The organism is Streptomyces sp. NPDC104814 (genome assembly GCF_055583185.1).
Genome location: NZ_JBVJOL010000009.1, coordinates 287138 through 303823 on the forward strand (window position 1 = coordinate 287138; position 16686 = coordinate 303823).

14 protein-coding genes and 3 pseudogenes are annotated in these 16686 nt (G+C 69.2%); 10 read left to right on the forward strand and 7 right to left on the reverse strand.

Translation table 11 applies throughout. From position 1 onward, the window contains the following. Window positions 1-91 precede the first annotated feature (91 nt). The 5 genes and pseudogenes from ACZ64A_RS27855 to ACZ64A_RS27875 form a co-directional block, all read left to right on the forward strand. Window positions 92-976, forward strand: a complete 885-nt coding sequence (locus ACZ64A_RS27855) for an ABC transporter permease (RefSeq protein WP_469814155.1) — start codon at window positions 92-94, stop codon at window positions 974-976. 34 nt (window positions 977-1010) lie between these two features. Beyond that, a complete protein-coding gene (locus ACZ64A_RS27860) occupies window positions 1011-1751 on the forward strand; it encodes an ABC transporter ATP-binding protein (RefSeq protein ID WP_469814157.1) in 741 nt (246 codons plus the stop codon). A 94-nt stretch (window positions 1752-1845) separates the two neighbouring features. Beyond that, complete coding sequence (locus ACZ64A_RS27865; protein ID WP_469814158.1) at window positions 1846-2799, forward strand: ABC transporter substrate-binding protein; 954 nt, start codon at window positions 1846-1848, stop codon at window positions 2797-2799. A 52-nt stretch (window positions 2800-2851) separates the two neighbouring features. After that, entirely contained in the window at window positions 2852-3982 is a 1131-nt protein-coding gene (locus tag ACZ64A_RS27870; RefSeq protein ID WP_469814160.1) for an aryl-sulfate sulfotransferase, read from the forward strand. A 392-nt stretch (window positions 3983-4374) separates the two neighbouring features. Then, window positions 4375-4764: pseudogene (locus ACZ64A_RS27875) on the forward strand (TOBE domain-containing protein); the annotation flags it as partial. A 374-nt stretch (window positions 4765-5138) separates the two neighbouring features. On the opposite strand, the gene ACZ64A_RS27880 reads toward ACZ64A_RS27875, so the two are convergent. Both ACZ64A_RS27880 and ACZ64A_RS27885 read right to left on the reverse strand, forming a co-directional pair. After that, a complete protein-coding gene (locus tag ACZ64A_RS27880) occupies window positions 5139-6497 on the reverse strand; it encodes an NAD(P)/FAD-dependent oxidoreductase (protein WP_469814162.1) in 1359 nt (452 codons plus the stop codon). A gap of 175 nt (window positions 6498-6672) precedes the next feature. Continuing rightward, window positions 6673-7671 (reverse strand): dihydrodipicolinate reductase, encoded by a 999-nt coding sequence (locus ACZ64A_RS27885; RefSeq protein ID WP_469814163.1) that lies wholly within the window; start codon window positions 7669-7671, stop codon window positions 6673-6675. 127 nt (window positions 7672-7798) lie between these two features. On the opposite strand from ACZ64A_RS27885, the gene ACZ64A_RS27890 reads away from it, so the two are divergent. Both ACZ64A_RS27890 and ACZ64A_RS27895 read left to right on the forward strand, forming a co-directional pair. Beyond that, a complete protein-coding gene (locus ACZ64A_RS27890; protein ID WP_469814164.1) occupies window positions 7799-8062 on the forward strand; it encodes a hypothetical protein in 264 nt (87 codons plus the stop codon). A gap of 181 nt (window positions 8063-8243) precedes the next feature. Next, window positions 8244-8675 (forward strand): VOC family protein, encoded by a 432-nt coding sequence (locus ACZ64A_RS27895; RefSeq protein WP_469814166.1) that lies wholly within the window; start codon window positions 8244-8246, stop codon window positions 8673-8675. A 118-nt stretch (window positions 8676-8793) separates the two neighbouring features. Here ACZ64A_RS27895 and ACZ64A_RS27900 read toward each other — a convergent pair. Then, window positions 8794-9137, reverse strand: a pseudogene (locus tag ACZ64A_RS27900) (transposase); the annotation flags it as partial. A 12-nt stretch (window positions 9138-9149) separates the two neighbouring features. Further along, window positions 9150-9827, reverse strand: a complete 678-nt coding sequence (locus ACZ64A_RS27905; protein ID WP_469814167.1) for a hypothetical protein — start codon at window positions 9825-9827, stop codon at window positions 9150-9152. A gap of 351 nt (window positions 9828-10178) precedes the next feature. Here ACZ64A_RS27905 and ACZ64A_RS27910 point away from each other — a divergent pair, with 351 nt between their 5' ends. Beyond that, on the forward strand, window positions 10179-10658 hold the full coding sequence (locus ACZ64A_RS27910) for a GNAT family N-acetyltransferase (RefSeq protein ID WP_469814168.1): 480 nt from the start codon (window positions 10179-10181) through the stop codon (window positions 10656-10658). Here the strand turns inward: ACZ64A_RS27910 and ACZ64A_RS27915 are convergent. Together ACZ64A_RS27915 and ACZ64A_RS27920 are read right to left on the reverse strand one after the other, a co-directional pair. Next, window positions 10648-11408: pseudogene (locus tag ACZ64A_RS27915) on the reverse strand (IS5 family transposase); the annotation flags it as partial. The gene ACZ64A_RS27910 and the pseudogene ACZ64A_RS27915 overlap by 11 nt on opposite strands. A 110-nt stretch (window positions 11409-11518) precedes the next feature. Continuing rightward, a complete protein-coding gene (locus ACZ64A_RS27920; RefSeq protein WP_469814170.1) occupies window positions 11519-12760 on the reverse strand; it encodes a hypothetical protein in 1242 nt (413 codons plus the stop codon). 358 nt (window positions 12761-13118) lie between these two features. On the opposite strand from ACZ64A_RS27920, the gene lspA reads away from it, so the two are divergent. Both lspA and ACZ64A_RS27930 read left to right on the forward strand, forming a co-directional pair. Continuing rightward, window positions 13119-13610 (forward strand): signal peptidase II, encoded by a 492-nt coding sequence (lspA, locus tag ACZ64A_RS27925; RefSeq protein ID WP_469814314.1) that lies wholly within the window; start codon window positions 13119-13121, stop codon window positions 13608-13610. A gap of 117 nt (window positions 13611-13727) precedes the next feature. Further along, on the forward strand, window positions 13728-13988 hold the full coding sequence (locus ACZ64A_RS27930; RefSeq protein ID WP_469814172.1) for a hypothetical protein: 261 nt from the start codon (window positions 13728-13730) through the stop codon (window positions 13986-13988). Between the two features lie 159 nt (window positions 13989-14147). On the opposite strand, the gene ACZ64A_RS27935 is transcribed toward ACZ64A_RS27930, so the two are convergent. Further along, window positions 14148-16616 (reverse strand): helix-turn-helix domain-containing protein, encoded by a 2469-nt coding sequence (locus ACZ64A_RS27935; RefSeq protein WP_469814173.1) that lies wholly within the window; start codon window positions 16614-16616, stop codon window positions 14148-14150. Between the last annotated feature and the right edge of the window lie 70 nt (window positions 16617-16686).

Sequence of the window (16686 nt, forward strand, 5' to 3'; positions counted from 1 at the left end):
GAAGCTTCATGACGCCGACACGCTGCTGCAATAAGCGTCGCGAATTATTGACCACGTCAATCTCGCGCGTCGGCAGAGGAACTGGACGACCATGGCCCGTGCCCGAACAGCACCACCCGTCTCCCCGGCGGTGTCCGAGGACGCCCTCGCGCCTCGGCCCCGCCGCGCCGCACCGGCCGGCCCGTCCCGTGCGGCGGCGCGGCCGGCGGCGAGTGCCCGCACCGCGCTCGCCCGCGCCGCGGCGCCACTGGCCTCGGCGTGCCTGGTGCTCGCCCTGTGGTGGACGGCGGCGCGGTTCGGTGTGCTGGGCGAGGGACTCGTGCCCACCCCCTGGCGCACCCTGCGGGCGGCGCACGCGATGTGGTCCGACGGCACGATGCCCGCCGACCTGCGGGCCAGCCTTGCGCGGGCCGGACAGGGCTTCGCAGCCGGTGCCTCGGCCGGAATCGCGCTCGGCTTCCTCACCGGTCACCACCGACGCGTCGCCGCGCTGGTCAATCCGGTGATGGCGTTCCTGCGGCCGGTCCCCGCGATCGCGCTCGTTCCGCTGGTCACCGCCTGGTTCGGCATCGGTGAACAGGCCAAGCACCTGCTCATCGCCTACGCCGTGTTGCTGGCCGTCTGGCTGTACGTCCACGACGGCGTCGCCCGCGTGCCGGCCGACTACCTGCGCGCGGCCCGCACCCTCGGCGTCCCACGACTGCGCCGGCTCACCGAGGTCCTGTTGCCTGCCGCGGCCCCGGCGGTGGTGGCGGCGCTGCGCTACGGGGCGGGACTCGCCTTCCTGGCGCTGGTCGCCGCGGAACTCGGCGGCGCGCAGAACGGCATCGCCTACCGCCTCCAGGTCGACGGCCAGTTCCTGCGCACCGATCACATGTTCGTCGGCCTGATCGAGCTCGGCCTGCTGGGCCTTATCGCCGATGCGCTGATCAGCACGGCCGGCCGCCGTCTCGTCCATTGGAGCGGCGGAGCATGACCGACACCGCCCACACCCCGTTGCGGAGGACTCCATGAACGCCCTCGTCGAGCTGGCGGGCGTCGAGGTCCGATACGGCCGCTCCCTCGCCCTCTCCGCCACCGAACTCGGTTTCTCCCAAGGGTCGTTCACCTCCCTCCTCGGACCGACCGGTTGCGGCAAGTCGACACTGCTGAACACGATCGCCGGGTTCGCGCCGCCGAGTGCCGGCCGCGTCCTGATGGACGGCGTCCCGGTGACCGGCCCGGGCCCCGACCGGGGCATGGTCTTCCAGCACTACGCGCTGCTGCCCTGGTTCACCGCCCGCGGCAATGTGGAGTTCGCCCTCAAACGCCTCGGTCTGACGAGGGCGAAGCGCCGGGCGCGCGCCCTGGAAGCGCTGGACGAGGTCGGTCTCGCCGACGCCGCCGACAAGTATCCGGCACAGCTCTCGGGCGGTATGCGTCAACGTGTCGCACTGGCGAGGTCGTTGGCGGCCGAACCCCGAGTCCTGCTCATGGACGAGCCGTTCGGCGCGCTCGACGCGATCACCCGCGCACGGATGCAGCAATTGCTGGCGCGCCTGTGGCAGCGCACCCGCACCACCGTCGTCTTCGTCACCCACGACGTGGACGAGGCGCTCGCCCTCTCCCAGCGGGTGATCGTCATGGCTGCGGACCCCGGCCGGGTGATCGCGGACCACCACGTCAGCGACGACCCGGACGGGGGACTCCACGCCCGCATCGTCACCCAACTCGGCATCGGCCGGGACCCGCACAGCCGTGTCGGCCACTGACCCGGTCGCTCCCCTTCCTCGAGGACAACCCATGCCAGGAACATCGCCGCGCAGTCCACGGACAGCGGCCGCACTCTCTGCCCTGCTCACGCTCATGGCGCTGCTCACCGCCTGCGCCGTCCAGGACGACACCACCACCGCGCCCCCCGGAACCACCCCGGTCACCGTCGCGGCCGGCGACTACCTCGGCGGCGCTCCGGTCCACATCGCCACCGAGAAGGGCCAGTGGGCCGCGAACGGTCTCGCCGCGAGGGTTCAGCCCTTCAGCACCGGCCGCGACGCCCTGAACGCCGTGCTCGGCGGGCAGGCCCAGTACGCCGTGGTGGGCGACCTGCCGGCCGTGTCGGCCGTCCTCGCCGGCCGGAAAATCAAGATCATCGCCGCGCTGTCCGGCTTCACGGACTGGCGGTTGCTGACCACCGCCTCCGCCTCGGTCGGCCGCTTCGCCGACCTCAAGGGCAAGAGGATCGGCCTGCCCGAGGGCACCAACGTCCAGTACGCCCTCAGCGGCATGCTCACGGCAGGCGGCCTGAAGCCCGGTGACGTCACGCTCGTGAACCTCGCCCCGAACCAGGTGACCGCCTCCCTCGCCCGCGGGGACATCGACGCCGGCCTGACCTTCCCCAGCTTCTACGACGCCACCAAGAACGCACTCGGCGCCCAGTACCGCGACCTCCCCTACCGGGGCTACAGGTACCGCACGCTCCTGATCGCAGGGGCCGGCGCCGGCACCTCCACGTCCACCGCCGTACTGCGCACGCTCACCACCGCCGCCCAGACCATGGCCAAGGACCCCGCGGGCGCCCGCAAGGCGGTGGTCGCCCAGGCGGCGGGAGCCGTGCAGCCGGCTTTCGTCGACGGCTACTACGCCTCGTACGACTACGCGGTGACCCTGGACGAGCCCCTGCTGAACCTGCTCGTCGCCGAGGGCGGCTGGGTGAAGTCGGCGCAGAGGCTGCCGGGAACACCGAGCCGCACGACCTTCCTCCAGTACATCGACCGCGAACCGCTCACCGCAGCCGCGCCCCAGGCCGTACACCTCCCCTGAGACCCCGGCACCCGCCGGCCCGCTCTCACCCCACGTCACCCGGAAGGACACGATGACGACCGTCGACCAGAACACCCTGCGACGCCGCGGTACCGGCCTGCGCGCCCACGACCCGGCCCGCAGTCACGGCGGCCACACCCTCTACACCCCCATCGCCGGCAATGGCGAGGTCTACCTGATCGACAGCCACGGCGACCTGGCCCACGAATGGAAGCTCGCCGATCCGCCGGGCCGGCACGCGCACCTCCTGCCCGACGGAACGCTCTTCTACCAGGGCAAGGACACCGGCGCGGAGTCGCTGTTCCCGATCTGGGACGTCTACCACGGCGGCATCCTCCAGCTCGTCGCCCCCGACGGCTCGGTCCTGCGCGAGGTCCGCCACCCCCGTCACCACCACGACGCCAGTCTCCTCGCCAACGGCAACCTGATCATCCTTGCCGTCGAACCGGTGCCACCGGCCGTCGCGGCCCGTATCCCCGGCGGCATACCCGGATCGGAAGCACCCGACGGCACGATCTGGGGCGATGTCGTCTACGAAATGACGTGGAGCGGCGACATCGTCTGGCGCTGGGCCTCCTTCGAGCATCTGACGCCCGAGGACACCCCGCTGAACCGCCACTTCGCCCGCGAGCACTGGCCGATGGCCAACACGGTCAACGAACTGCGCGACGGCAGCATCATGGTCGGCTTCCGCAGCGCCTCCACGGCCGTGATCATCGATCGGGAGACGTCCCGCGTCACCTGGCGCCTCGGCCCCGACGTGCTCGCCCAGCAGCACTATCCCCACGAGCTGGACAGCGGCACGATCCTGGTCTTCGACAACGGCTCCTACCGCGACGACACCTCCGTCCCCTGCTCACGGGTGATCGAGGTCGACCGTGCCACCCGGGAGGTCGTCTGGTCCTACGAGGACAACCCGCCGCAGAACTTCTACAGTCCGTACATGTCCAGCGCCCAGCGGCTGCCGAACGGCAACACGTTCATCGCCGAGGGCTCCTTCGGCCGCCTCTTCGAGGTCACCCCGGACGGCGATGTGGTGTGGGAGTACGTCGTCCCGCAGTTCGGCTCCTTCGCCACCGGCACCGGCATGGAGTCCTCCCGAGGCGCCCAGAACGCAGTCTTCCGCGCCTACCGCTACGGCCCGGACCACACCGCCTGGCTGCGCTCCCACGGGAACCGCTGACGCGACGGGCCCCCGGCGGGCGGGCGCCCACGCGCCCGCCCGCACCGCGGTACCGGCCGACGAGCGCAGGCTGCGGCCCCGGCCCGCCCGGACCCGAGCCGTCGGCCGGCGGTCGCCTGCGCGTCGACGGCGACAGGGCGAGCGGTCGCCGAACGCCTCCGCCGGTACCTCGTGTTGGGGGTGCTTTGGCAGCGGCCTGCTGCATGAGGACAGCGTCCCGGAGTTCGAGAGCAACCAGGTCGGGGCGCCCCTGCGCTGCGCGGGCAACTCACCCACCCTGCACCTCAGAGCCATATCCGGCGGATCCCGCCGGAGGGCTGGGCTGCAATCGCCCGCCCATGACAGACGATGGCGCCAGGTGCTTCGTGGGCGCCTGACCTAGAGTTCGCTCTGTGCCGTCGTACAGCATTGGGCAGGCCGCGAGGCTGCTGGGCGTGAGTTCGGAGACCGTCCGGAGGTGGGCTGACTCCGGGCGGCTGCGCATGGACCGGGAAGGGCCGGGGAACCGTGCGATCGACGGAGTGAGCTTGGCCGCGTTCGCGAAGGAACGGGCAGTGGGCACGCACACGTTGCGGGAAGGTTTCGAGGTCACCTCCGTACGTAACGCGTTCCCGGGGATCGTGACCCGTGTGACGCTCGACGACGTCGCCGCACAGGTCGAGGTCCGGTCGGGACCGCACCGCATCGTCTCGCTCGTGACACGGGAATCCGTCGAGGAACTCGGTATCGAGGCCGGTGCCACGGTCACGGCGCGCGTGAAGTCCACCCACGTGCACATCGACACCCTTGAGAGTTCGGTGCGAGGCCGTCTCGCTGCGGGCGAGCGGTCCGAGTGCCGTGACGCTGAAAGCCCTTCGCACGTCCCCGGGGCCGACCTGATCCAAACGACAGGCCCCAGGCGAAGACATCCGTCACGAACATCGCCAACGCCGCCCGCAATCGGTTCACTTCAAGCGCATCCACACAAGCCCACATGCCTGCGATCAGCGTCACCGAAAAGATCTGACGAAGCACTACTAGGTTCTGTCGTCAAATGTCAGGCCCACACCAGGAATGATGCGAGGGCGACGACTGCTTCGTAGGACTGGGCGGTCGTGTCGTAGGGGGGGTGGCGATCTCACAGCACGTTGTCATGGCTCAGGCGCCACCCAGACCTTCAGGAGCGCCTGCGACGACGGTGCGCCCGCCGGGCCAGTGTCTTGCTGCCGTTGAAGAAGTCGTTGAACCGGTCCAGTCCCCAGACGGCTCGGAGGACGGACGGCTGCAGCAGCAGCGACATCGACGACGAGTACTTCGAGGCGTCCGACCAGATGCCGGCGAGGTCATCCGGCATCTCACCGTCGACGATGTAGTCGGCGATCTGATGGGCCACGTACGGCACCTGACAGAGGCCGTGGCCGTTGCAGGCCATCGAGTAGAAGACGTTGTCGCCCACTTGCCCGGCGATCGCCAGCCAGTCCGGGCTGATGCCGATCCAACCGCCCCAGGCCCGCTCGATGGCCACGTCGGACAGCGACGGGAACCGATTGGCCAGATCCTTCCCCATGTCCTGCACGACAATGGGGTCCGGGACCCGGTCCGGGAGCGGATAGGTCTGGCCTCGCTGCGCTTGGCGGACCCCGCAGACGATGGTGTTGCGCTCGGTGAGCCGGTAGTGAGTCATCAACTGGTGCTGGGTGATGATGCCGGACCGGCTGGTCCAGCCCAGCTCGGCGAGCCGCTCCGGCGCGATGGGTTCCGACTCGATCTCGATGACGTACAGCGGCGTCGCGAGGTTCTTGGGCCAGATGTCCCACTCGCCGCCATAGACGTTGGTTGCGAGCACCACCTTGTTGGCCCGCACGGTGCCATGCGGTGTCGTGAGCTCGACAATGCGGCCTGTCCGCCGGACATCACTCACCCGCGACTGCTCGAATACCTTGGCCGAGGAGGCGAGCAGCGCGCGACGCACGCCACGAGCCAGCTTGCCCGGGTTCAGCATCCCGCCGATGGATTCCCGCATACCGCCCACGAAGCCGGCAGGGATGCCGAGTTCCTCTCTGCTGCCGACAGTCCCGCGCCCACCGAAGGCGCGCAGGATCGCCGCCTGGGTGCGCACCCTGAGCATCATGAGGGGTGAGACCGCGCCCCACACCAGGCCGTTCGCCACGTAGTCGCAGTCGATGTTGTGCGTCTTGATGAGGTCTTCCACGTAGTGGCCCGCGTGTTCCGCCAGTTTGACCATGACCGGCACCTTCTTCGGGGACTGGAGGCTGAGCATCCGCAGGTCGCCACCCGGTGCTCCGGCGATCTGACCGCCGTTGCGCGAGGCTGAGCCGTATCCGCAGAACTCGGCCTCCAGCAGGACCACGTCCTGATCACGCTCCGCGAGGCGCAGCGCAGCCGCCATGCCGCCCATGCCGCCGCCGATGACGGCGACGTCACAGGTGAGGTCGCCGTCCAGCGCGGGCTGCACGTCGTCCGGCCGGTCGATCCAGCCGGTGAAGTTGCTGTACTTCGTGCCGTCGGTCCTCATGCTGTCCTGATCTCCTTCGGGTGGGGGGTCTGTCCTGCACACTTCGCGTCAAGACCTGCTCGGCACGCGCCGCAAGCCCTCGTTCCCGCCCAGCCGATCAACCGCGACAGGTGTCTTTGCGGCGAGACGTGTGAAGACGGCGAGCAGGAGGTTTTCCGTCTTTTGTGTCTTCTTCTCAGTCCTGAGAAGTCGTGGCCCCGAGCGAGGCCCGGGCTGCTCGTCGCTCACCCTTGGCGGCGACCGAGCGGGCCGGGAGGTCTCCCATCGACAGGAGACCGGGCCGTGCCTCGACGACGGCAGCGGCGGAGTTGACTGCCGCTGCGATCGTGCTGAGGAAGGCATCGAAGCCCACGGAGGAACGAAGGTCGATGACCTGCTCCTCACCGACGATCCGGTAGTCGTCGCCCGCGGCCACCTCGTCGGCCGGCTCGAACAACCCGAATGTGATCTCCAGGTCGATCACCGCTCCGCCGTTGAGCATGCCGCGGGCGGCATGAGTGACGGCCGAGATCTCTCCCGGCTCGATACGCATGTGCTCCCCGACGCGCGGCGAGGACGTCACGACGGCGGGTTCGACCTCCCCCACGTTCACCGAATCGAGATCCCATCCGAGCCCCGCCGCGAGTGCCGCGATGGCCTGCTCGAAGCCGTAGTGCCCGACGACGTCCCCACGGCTGCGAGCCGCCTCGAACTCCTCTGTGGTCAGACCGAGGCCGAACTTCGACAGGATCGCGCCGTAGCGTGACATGTTCGTCCGTCGGCGGATGCGCACGCTCTCCACGCGCTGGGTCAGTGCGGTCAGCAGGAGAGGAAGGGTGTCCATCAGGATGCCCGGGTTCGCCCCGCTGCCCAGGATGGTCACACCATGCGCCTTCGCCGTTTCGTCGAGCCGCCGGGCCAGGGCGGGATGGCTCTGCCATGGATAGGCCAGCTCTTCGCAGATGCTCAGGACGTTGTACGAACGCTCCAGCAGCGGCAACAGGGTGCCGGCGACCTGGTTCAGATCTGAGGTGGTCGCCACGATCGCGAGGTCGGCGGCCGGCAGGTCGGCGGCGTCGCTCACGATGACGACACCGTTCGCAGCGCCACCAAGTAGCACTCCGAGGTCCTGACCGGCCACGCGGCGGTCTCGGTCCATTGCTCCGACGATCTCCACGTCCGCGCGGTGCAGCATGGAAGAAGCGATGGCCCGGCCAGTGGCACCGAGACCCGCAACTACAGCCTGATTACTCAAAGTCACACCTCTAGGCGTCCTAGTCGGCAGGCCACGACAAGGTGTTTAGCGATACTAAACTTCGCCTGTGGCGGTTACCGCGTACCTCACTGTCGCCGGCCACGGCCGGGGTGAGAACGACACTGAGCACCTGCTTCCCCTGGGTACGGTGCACGGTGCACAAGCCGGTCTCGCCCAACTCGGGCAGCGAGGAAACGCCATGACGTCTGAGGTGTTAGACGCCGTCGACGAGTTCGACCTGGTGATCAGCGGAGCGCAAATCTCCGGGACCGGCGCGGCCACCCATTTCAGCCGAGAGCTTCCCGACAAGTCGCTGAGGGCTGTCCCGTAACTGATCTTTGCAGCACGAGAGTGGCTGGCCGGGATCGCATCCCAGGTTTCCTTCGGACAGGCACTGACTCGGTTCACCCCTGCGACCGCACAGCACAGCAGCGGGGAGCAGGCGCCTCCTCCCGACAACGTGCGGACCTCCTGACCTGGGAAGATGCGCAGGCTCCTGTTATCGTGCGCCGATGTCAACGATCAAACAGTTCCAAGTGACCTTCGACTGCGCGGAGCCTGCGCGCCTGGCCGCCTTCTGGTGCGAGGTGCTGGGGTACGTCCTGCCGACGGTCCCGGAGGGCTTTGCCACCTGGGAGGAGTACCACCGCTCGCTGCCGCCCGAGGATGAGGTCTACTTCGCGTGCACTGATCCCACGGGTGTAGCCCCGCGCTTGCTCTTCCAGCGAGTTCCCGAAGGCAAGGTCGTCAAGAACCGGGTGCATCTCGATGTGCGGGCCGGCGCCGGGCTCGTGGGCGAGGAGCGCCTGGCCACACTCGAGGCCGAATGCGCGCGGCTGATGGCGCTCGGCGCGAAACACGTGCTGACGCAGCGCGCCGATGGCGTCAACGAGTCATGCATCACGATGCAGGACATCGAGGGCAACGAGTTCTGCCTCGCCTGATTCTCGCCCGAGACTGCGAGATGGGGGAGCCGTCTCAGGCCTTCGGGAACATCGGTGCAGCCTGTGTTCCCGACGGCCGGCCTCCCGTGGACCTCTCAGGTCCCGCATGCGGCGGGAGTCATCCCGTGAGAGCGAGGTTGTGTAGACGGGAACGCCGTGCATCGCATGGCCCACACCCTCGCCTCTCAAGCGGCAGTCGCGCAGGACCTTCCAGGTCTTCATACGGGCGAAGGCGTGCTCGACGCGGGCGCGAACCCGTTTGTGGCTCTTGTTGTGGGCCTCCTTCCAGTCGGGCCGTTTCTCGCCCTTGCGTCGGCGGTGCGGCATGACCAGCCCGGTGCCCGGGCAGCCGCCGTCCGCGATCGTCGTAGTGTTGCCCACCGCCCGCTTGGCGCCGGGCTCGACCCGGGCCAGGTAGTCGTTGCGGTTCCCCGGCAGCGGCCGGCCGACCACCACGACCAATCAGCCGGTACATCAGGCTGACTTCATCGCGGTCGCAGGCGGCCACCAACTCGGCGAGCAGCCGCCGCGCGCCACGGACGTCGGGGTCAGCGGGACGTCGTCCGCGGCCGCATCCTCGTTCTCGTGCCGGGTGGCCCCCGCGTCGGCGAAAACGTGTGCCGGAACCCCGAGGACCCGCAGATCGGGTGCGCGGGCCGCGATCTGGGCGATCAGCGCCGCGTCCCCCGCGGCGAACGCCGCGTGCAGCGCCGTCAGCAGCAGGGGGAGTTTGTCGGGGCGCTGCGCGGCGGTCGCGTCCGCGCCCTCGGCGAGGATCCGGGCGGCCCGCGCCGGGCTGCCGAAGCCGAGCTCGACCACGGCCCGCACCCGGGCGAAGTCCGCCGCCATCTTAGGATCCTGCAACGGCTGCGGCACCTGGTCGGCCAGAGCCCCGCAGCGCTCGTCCTGTCCGGCCTCGCTGGCCCGCTGCGCCGCGCCGATCCGACGCCTCGCCCGCAGCGCCGGCTCTGCGGTCAGCTGAGCGGCCCGCTCGTAGACAGCGGAGGGCGACGCCATCGCCTGCCGGCTGCCCGCCCACTCGGCGGCCTGTTCCAGCTCCGTGGCCACCCGCTCGTCCGGCCCGGTCGCCTCCGCGGCCAAGTGCCAGGCACTGCGGTCCGCGTGCCCGGCGCCGGCCAGCGCCTGCGCCAACGCCAGATGCGCCGCGATCCGCTCCGCGAGCGGCGCGCTGCGGTAGGCGGCGAACCGAACCAGCAGATGCCGGAAACGCAGCCCTGTGCCGGTGACGGCCAGCAGCCCGGCCCCCTCGGCGGGCGCCAGATCGTCGTCGCGTGAACGGCACCTACCACTCCAGCCACAAAGAACAGGGCAACGTGATCCGCCGCTGCATCATCTGATGCGTATGGGGCGGTGGTTACTCCGTGGCTGCCGCCGTGGACAGGGCAAACGTTGACTGATGCGGCACCAGGGCGTGTATCGGAAGTGGATCTCGAGTGGAAGAAGTAATGAGTGCGGGCGACTTACGCCCCTATACTCTGACGGATGCAGTCCACGACGATCAGGCGTGCCGTCGCGCAGGATGCGCAGCGCCTTACCTCGCTGATTCAGCAGTCCAGTGCCTATCAAGGGCAGTATGCCTCGATCATCTCCGGATACCGGGTCACAGCGGAGTACATCGCCCGCCATGGGGTTTTCGTGGCCGTCGATGCATCCGAGCAGATACTGGGGTTCTACTCCCTCGTGCTGGAGCCGACGGAGTTGGACTTGGCATTCGTCTCCGATGAGGCGCAGGGTCTGGGTATCGGTCGGCATCTGGTCGAGCACATGATCGTTCAGGCCGGGGAAGCCGGGCTGACCAGTGTGCGCGTGGTGGCCCATCCGCCGGCAGAGGAGTTCTACCGACGCATGGGCGCGAAGCGCGTGGGGACAGTTGCTCCATCGCCGCCGAAGGTTGCCTGGGAACGCCCGGAGTTGCAGTTCACCATCCCGACGGCGTTGCAGGCAATCAGAGTCAGTCGTTGATGGCCGCGACGATGACAGTCGCCTCGTAGCGCACCGCGAGCTTGTCGTACCTCGTGGCCACGGCCCGGTGCCTCTTGAGGCGATAGTTCGCGCACTCGACCGCTTGCCGGGCCTTGTAGTCCTGCGGGTCGACCTTGTCCGGGATGGTGCAGAGGATCCCGCGCCGCCGCAGGTAAGCGCGGTTCTTCCGGGAGGCGTACGTCTTGTCGACGCGCACCCCACCTGACCGGGTGCGGCCTGCCCGGCCCGGGACGTGGGACACGGACCTTGTTCAGGACGGGCTCGAACTGCGGGAATCACTCCGCTGCCCGGCCGTGATCACGATGGACATGGGCTTCTGGCCCTGTTCGACGGCCAGGTACAGCTTGGTGGTGAGGCCACCGCGCGAGCGCCCGAGCCCGTGGTCGTCCGGCTCGACGGCGACGCCACCGGGCGGCTCCTTCTGCAGCCCCCTTTTCCTCGCCCCGGCGACGTGCTGGTGGGCCCGGCACACCGTGGGGTCGACGTTGATGTCCCAGGTGAGTTGATGTCCCAGGTGATCAGCTCTTTCGCATCGGCCCGGGCCTGCAGCGCGGTGAAGATCCGATGTCAGGTGCCGTCCCGCTGCCACCGGCGGAACAGGTCGTGCGCCCGGCCCCACGGTCCGTACTCGGCTGGCAGGTCCCGCCAGGGGATGCCGGTGCGGACCCGGAACCGTATGCCGTCGATCAGCTGCCGCCTGGCCCACGTCAGCGGCCGTCCGGGCTGCGGACCGGGCGTGACGAAGCTACGCCGAGGCCCTGGGTCCGTTCCCGCCGGGACGGCGGGGACGGCGCTCACGGGCGCTCGGTCAGGCGTGGTGGCCGTATGGCCGGACCCGGTCAGAACTGTATGTCGAAAGATTGCCTGTTGTTGTGGTAGTCGAGCATCGAACTGTTGAAGAGCCCTCCCATGTGGTGGTTCTTCGTGGCGGTGATCGTGAGCGTCGCCGACTTGGTGTCACCGGGGACTTCCCAGTAGACCTTTCCACCGAAGAAGGCGTTGTCGGAGTCCTGCAGGTCGCCCGTCCGCAGCCCGGGATCGTCGAACCGCTGCGCCGGTACTTTCTGCCCCTTGTCGGTGGTGAGGACGAAGTCCTTCGTGGGGAGAGCCGTCATCCAGCTGTTTCCTCCGGTCACCTGGGTGTCCAGGGTCAGGAACGCCTTGTCGGGACTCGATGGAAACCTGAGCTCGTTGTCGGGCTGGGTGAGGGTGTAAGTGAGATGCGCCTTCTCGACGTCGATCGTCGTCGGATACTTCCCGTCCGGGAACGTGTCCTGCTGCCCGTTCGAGGAGATGAGGGCGAAGGGGAAGGAAAGGCGTTTGGAAATTTCCGCGGTGACGCTCGGGAAACCCGTCGCATCCTGGTTCCCGGCGTCCGTCCGGTAGAGCACCACCGGATCAGCGCCGGACCGTACTCCGGTCACCAGGGAAAGCGACTGAACAAGATCTCCCGTCTCGAATTCGAGGGACAGGTCGTGGGCGTTCTCGGCCACGGACATCGCGACGGTTTCATCGTGTCCCGACGGCAGCGCGTCCGGACTGAGGACGGTACGGGTGCCGTCCACCACAAGGGTGGCCCTCATGGTGAGACCGGGGGTGTCCGAGCCGGACTGCCCGCCCAGCGAGCCGGTGGCGTCGTAACGGACCAGCAGCAGCCGCTGCCCCGCTGCCGCCTGGCGTGGCCCCTGGTCGGTGCTGACGACCGGGGCCGTCGCCGTTCCCAGCAGGCGGAATCCGTAGCCCAGGCCCACGACCCTGGCCGTCGAGGGAGTACCCACCGCCTTGGTCGCCGGGCTCGTTCCCACGACGCCGACAACGGAATTCTGGCGCATCCTCGGCGCGGTGCTGCTGGGCCGCGCCGACGCCGTGTGCTTTCCGTCTCCCGACGACTCGCAGGCCGTGACGGCGGTCAGGGCGACGACCAGCAAGGCCGCGGATAAGACGCGTGACTCCATTCGATGGTCTCCTCGTCCGGTGCGGGATGCGCTCGCGAGATCTCGAACCGTATGGTACTGACGGGCAGTTGTCCGCACCACGTCCGTTCGCTGGCCCCGGTGAAGGTCCTCGACAACGAGAAACACAGCCGTCGTCCCCGGGGCGCGGTGGCATGCCGTAGCGTCGGGCGGCCCGTGTGAAAAGTGGTTGCCCTGCCGCCTTGTTCTACGCCCTGGTCAAGGCTCGCACCCCCGTCTCCGAAGCACGGCCTGACTCGGCGCGGGCCTGCGCGGCCGAGCAGGAGCGCGCTTGGACCGCGGAAGGTGTGAAGGCTGAGCCGGCCGCCTGCCCGTCGTTTCCCCTCGCAGGCTCTTGTAACGTGGTGTTGTCCAGGGCGGCTCGGCATCCAGGGAGCGGATCATTACTACCCACAATGCCTCGCAATCCCCGGCCGAGACCGCGACGCGTGCTGTCGGCAGGCGCACACCGGCTCTGACTGCTCTGCTGACGGCGGCTGTTCTCACCTATGCCTTGGATCTCGCCAGCAAGCTTGTGGCTGTCTCGCGGTTGGAAGGCCAAGAGCCCGTTGCCGTGGCGGGCCACGTGCTGACGCTGCAAGTGTTCCGTAACTCGGGTGCGGCTTTCAGCAGAGGCCAGGCCTTCACCGCAGTGTTCACGGCGATTGCGGTCGCGGTGGTCGTGGTCATCGCGCGCGCCGCGCGTAGGCTTCAGAGCCTCCCCTGGGCTGTCGCCCTGGGCCTGATGCTCGGGGGCGCGCTCGGCAATCTGACTGACCGGGTCTTCCGGGCGCCCGCGGTCTTTCGCGGGCACGTCGTCGACTTCATCTCCGTCGAGCACTTCGCGGTGTTCAACCTCGCCGATTCGGGCATTGTCTGCGGCGGTGCCCTGATGGTGCTCATGTCGCTCCGGGGCACTTCCCTGGACGGCTCAGCCCCGCAGGATCGGCAGGGCCGGAGCATTCTCTCCCCGCGGTGAGATGCTCCACGACCGCGAGCTCGACCGCCGCGCATACATGGACACTGCGGACAGTGCTCTTCTCATGAAGCGCCATCACCATCCGGCCATGGGTAGCGGGAGCCGGCGAGCCGATCGTTGTCGAACGATCTGCCGCAGACTGCCGCCGATGACCAGCGTGAGTATCCGGGAGCCAGTCACCATGGGTGTGCCGGCGTCATGATCGACGGGAACGTCGCCCACGACATCATGGTCGAAGCCGGACTGCAGCCGCTGGAACCATCGGACGAGCCGGGCAACTGCTGGATCGAAGTGGCCACCACCGGTTGGCCCTTCGCCAGTGGTTCGCTGTCTTGGTTGAACGAGGCCGGCGGCGGGGACCTCACCTACGGCGCGTGAACGTCGGGGACCTGTGCCGCTCGGCCATCGTCGGTGAGCTTGCTCATCAGTAGCGGAGAACGGCGCCTGCGGCCGACCACGGAGATCCCGGCTCGGTTCCGGCAAGCCCGCCCCCGACTCGTGTGACACTGGCCTGCCTCACCATCGCCCGGGTCGATTTCAGCTGAAGTGCACCGGGCGGTAGCCCCCGTGCTCGTCGCGGTAGGTACGGGCGAGGTGGTGCTGGAGGCGGAGGTGGCGGAACTGGTGGACCGCGCCGCGCCGTCGTAGGACGCCGCGCCGGTAGGCGTCGTCGAGGAACGCCATCGTGTCCCAGGGCAGTCTGCCGGTCAGGGGCAGCCAGATCCGCGACAGCAGCACCCACTGCCCCCACGCGGTGAAGGCGAGCACGTAGGCGGCCGCACCGCCCAGACCGCTCGCGGCGGCGACGGGCAGTGCGTCGAACAGGGACCAGTTCAGCGGCCCGAGCGCGCCGTGCAGCAGGAAGACGAGCACATACCCGCCGACGACGACGGTCAGGGTCAGCATCGGCGCGAGGATGAGGGCCCGGCGTAATGCCGTCGCGCGGTTGGAGGAGAGCAGCCCCTCCGGGGTGGCTGCGGTGGTGACATCGAGGGGAGCTTCGAGCGCGACCACGAACCCGAAGACCAGACAGGAGGAGGGGCCGAAGATCAGCGCGTACAGCAGCATGTTGTCGAGCGTGAGCTGGAGCATGGCCGACGTGGCAAGCGGCGCGTGGAAGAACAGGTGATACTGCAGGCTGGTGACGAGCGCCATTCCGGCGCCCACCACCAGGCCGCCCAGGAAGACGGCCCCCAAGAGGGCGGTGGTCTCGCGGCGCGGTCGGCGGCCCATGCCGCGGTAGGTGCCCGGAAGCCGCAGCCGGACGGCGGTGGGCTCGAAGGCCTTGCTCCCCTTCCAGGTGCCGACGACCGCGTAGGTGACGCCGAAGGCGAGACCGCCGGTGACGCCGACGAGGAGGCCCTCGACCAGGACCTGCGCGGGGCTGAGGGCGGTCGGTGAGGATCCCAGGAACGGCAGGGAGGCCAGGCCGACACACCAGGTGGCGACGGCGACACACAGCGCCGAGGCCAGCACGACCGCCAGGACGCGCGTGGAGCGGCGCAGTGATTCGCCGAGTTGCCACCAGGCGAGGTCTTGGCGCTCGTGGTCGAACCGGACCAGATGGTGGGCGAGGTAGCCCAGCCATCGCTGGGCCTTGTCCGGGGCCGGCGGTGTGCTGCGGGGACCGCTGTCGTCAAGCGCTTCGGGGGCGCGGTGCCGGTAGACCGCGGGGACGAATCCGGCGAGCAGGTGCTCCTCGATGGCGTGTGCGTCCGGGAACGTCGCCGTGTCCAGGAGTTCGTCCGGCCAGTGGTCGGGGGAGTCGCTGTAGAGCGTCCGCGCCAGGGCGATCATCAGCGGGGTGCTCAAGGCCTCGGCGAGGTGCGTGCCGCCCGGCTCCTTCGTGGTCTGTGCCGTGGTGAGCACGGCGTCCCAGGTGACAACGGGCTCTTCGTCTCCGGAAATGCCGGAGGGTTCCGGCGGGCCGGGTGTGGCCGGCAGTGGCGGGTCGGTGAGGGGCAGGTACTTCTTGAGGTCGTCCAGGGTCAGGTCGCACAGTTCGATGCCGACGGCCGAGGCGAGTGGCGTGTGTGCCGCCTTCACGGCCTGGGCGAACTCGACGCGGCGGCTGGTGAGGACGAGCGGTGTGGGCACGCGGTTGAGGACGTCGAGCGCGTCGCGCCGCAGCCCCTCGGCGATCTCGTCGAATCCGTCGAGGACAGGCAGGATGAGGTCGGCGTCGAGGAGGTCCGCGGCCAGCGTCTTGCCGCTGGGGACCCGGCGCGCGAGGTGCGGGTGGTCGCGCAGCAGCCTTTCGGCCAGCCAGTCGCGGAGTTGGACCGCGGTCGGGTCCCAGGAGCCGACCCCGAAGATCACCGGCACCCGCTGGGGTCCCCGCCCGGTACCCCGCGCCTCCAGCAGGTCCAGGACGAATCGGATCGCCAAAACCGATTTGCCGGACCCGGCCCGGCCGAGGACGACCAGCCGGCCCGTGTCCACTCGCCGGTAGAGATCCGCTACTTGTCCCAGGGAGCCACCCGTGTCTGTCTCGTGCGGCGTCTCTGGGGAAGCATGGCGCCGGCTGTTCTCGACGTGGTCGGCCAGGCCGGTCGGCACCTGCCGCCACCGCACCGGCAGCGGGTGGGGATGGTGGACCCGGCGCTGCGCCTCCTCGTGCCGCCAGCGCCGCTTGATCTCTCCGGCCAGTGCGTCAGCCGCGTCGGCGAGCGGACTGTGGAGGGCGCCTGGGGCGGGGGCGGTATTGGCCTCGGGTGAACGCGCGGCCGGAACGTCCGCCGCCGGAACGTCCTGCGGCGGCCTGCCCGCGCCCGGTGTACCGGCGACGCCGCCGAGCGCCGCGGCGAGGCGCTGGCGGTCTTGGGGGCCGGCCCCGAGCGCGTCCGCCAGCAATGTCACGGTGCCGAGCCGGTGGTCGAACGGTTTGTCGTTCTCCATTCTGCGGATGGTGCTCACGCTCACCCCGGCGCGCTCCTCCAGCTCCTGCTGGGTCAGCCCCGCCTGCCTGCGCAGCCTGCGCAGCAGTTCGCCGAGCGTATCCGTCACACCGTCACCTTCCGTTCCGTGACCGGACGGTCACGAGCTTACCGTGACGACCGGTCACCTATGACCGGTT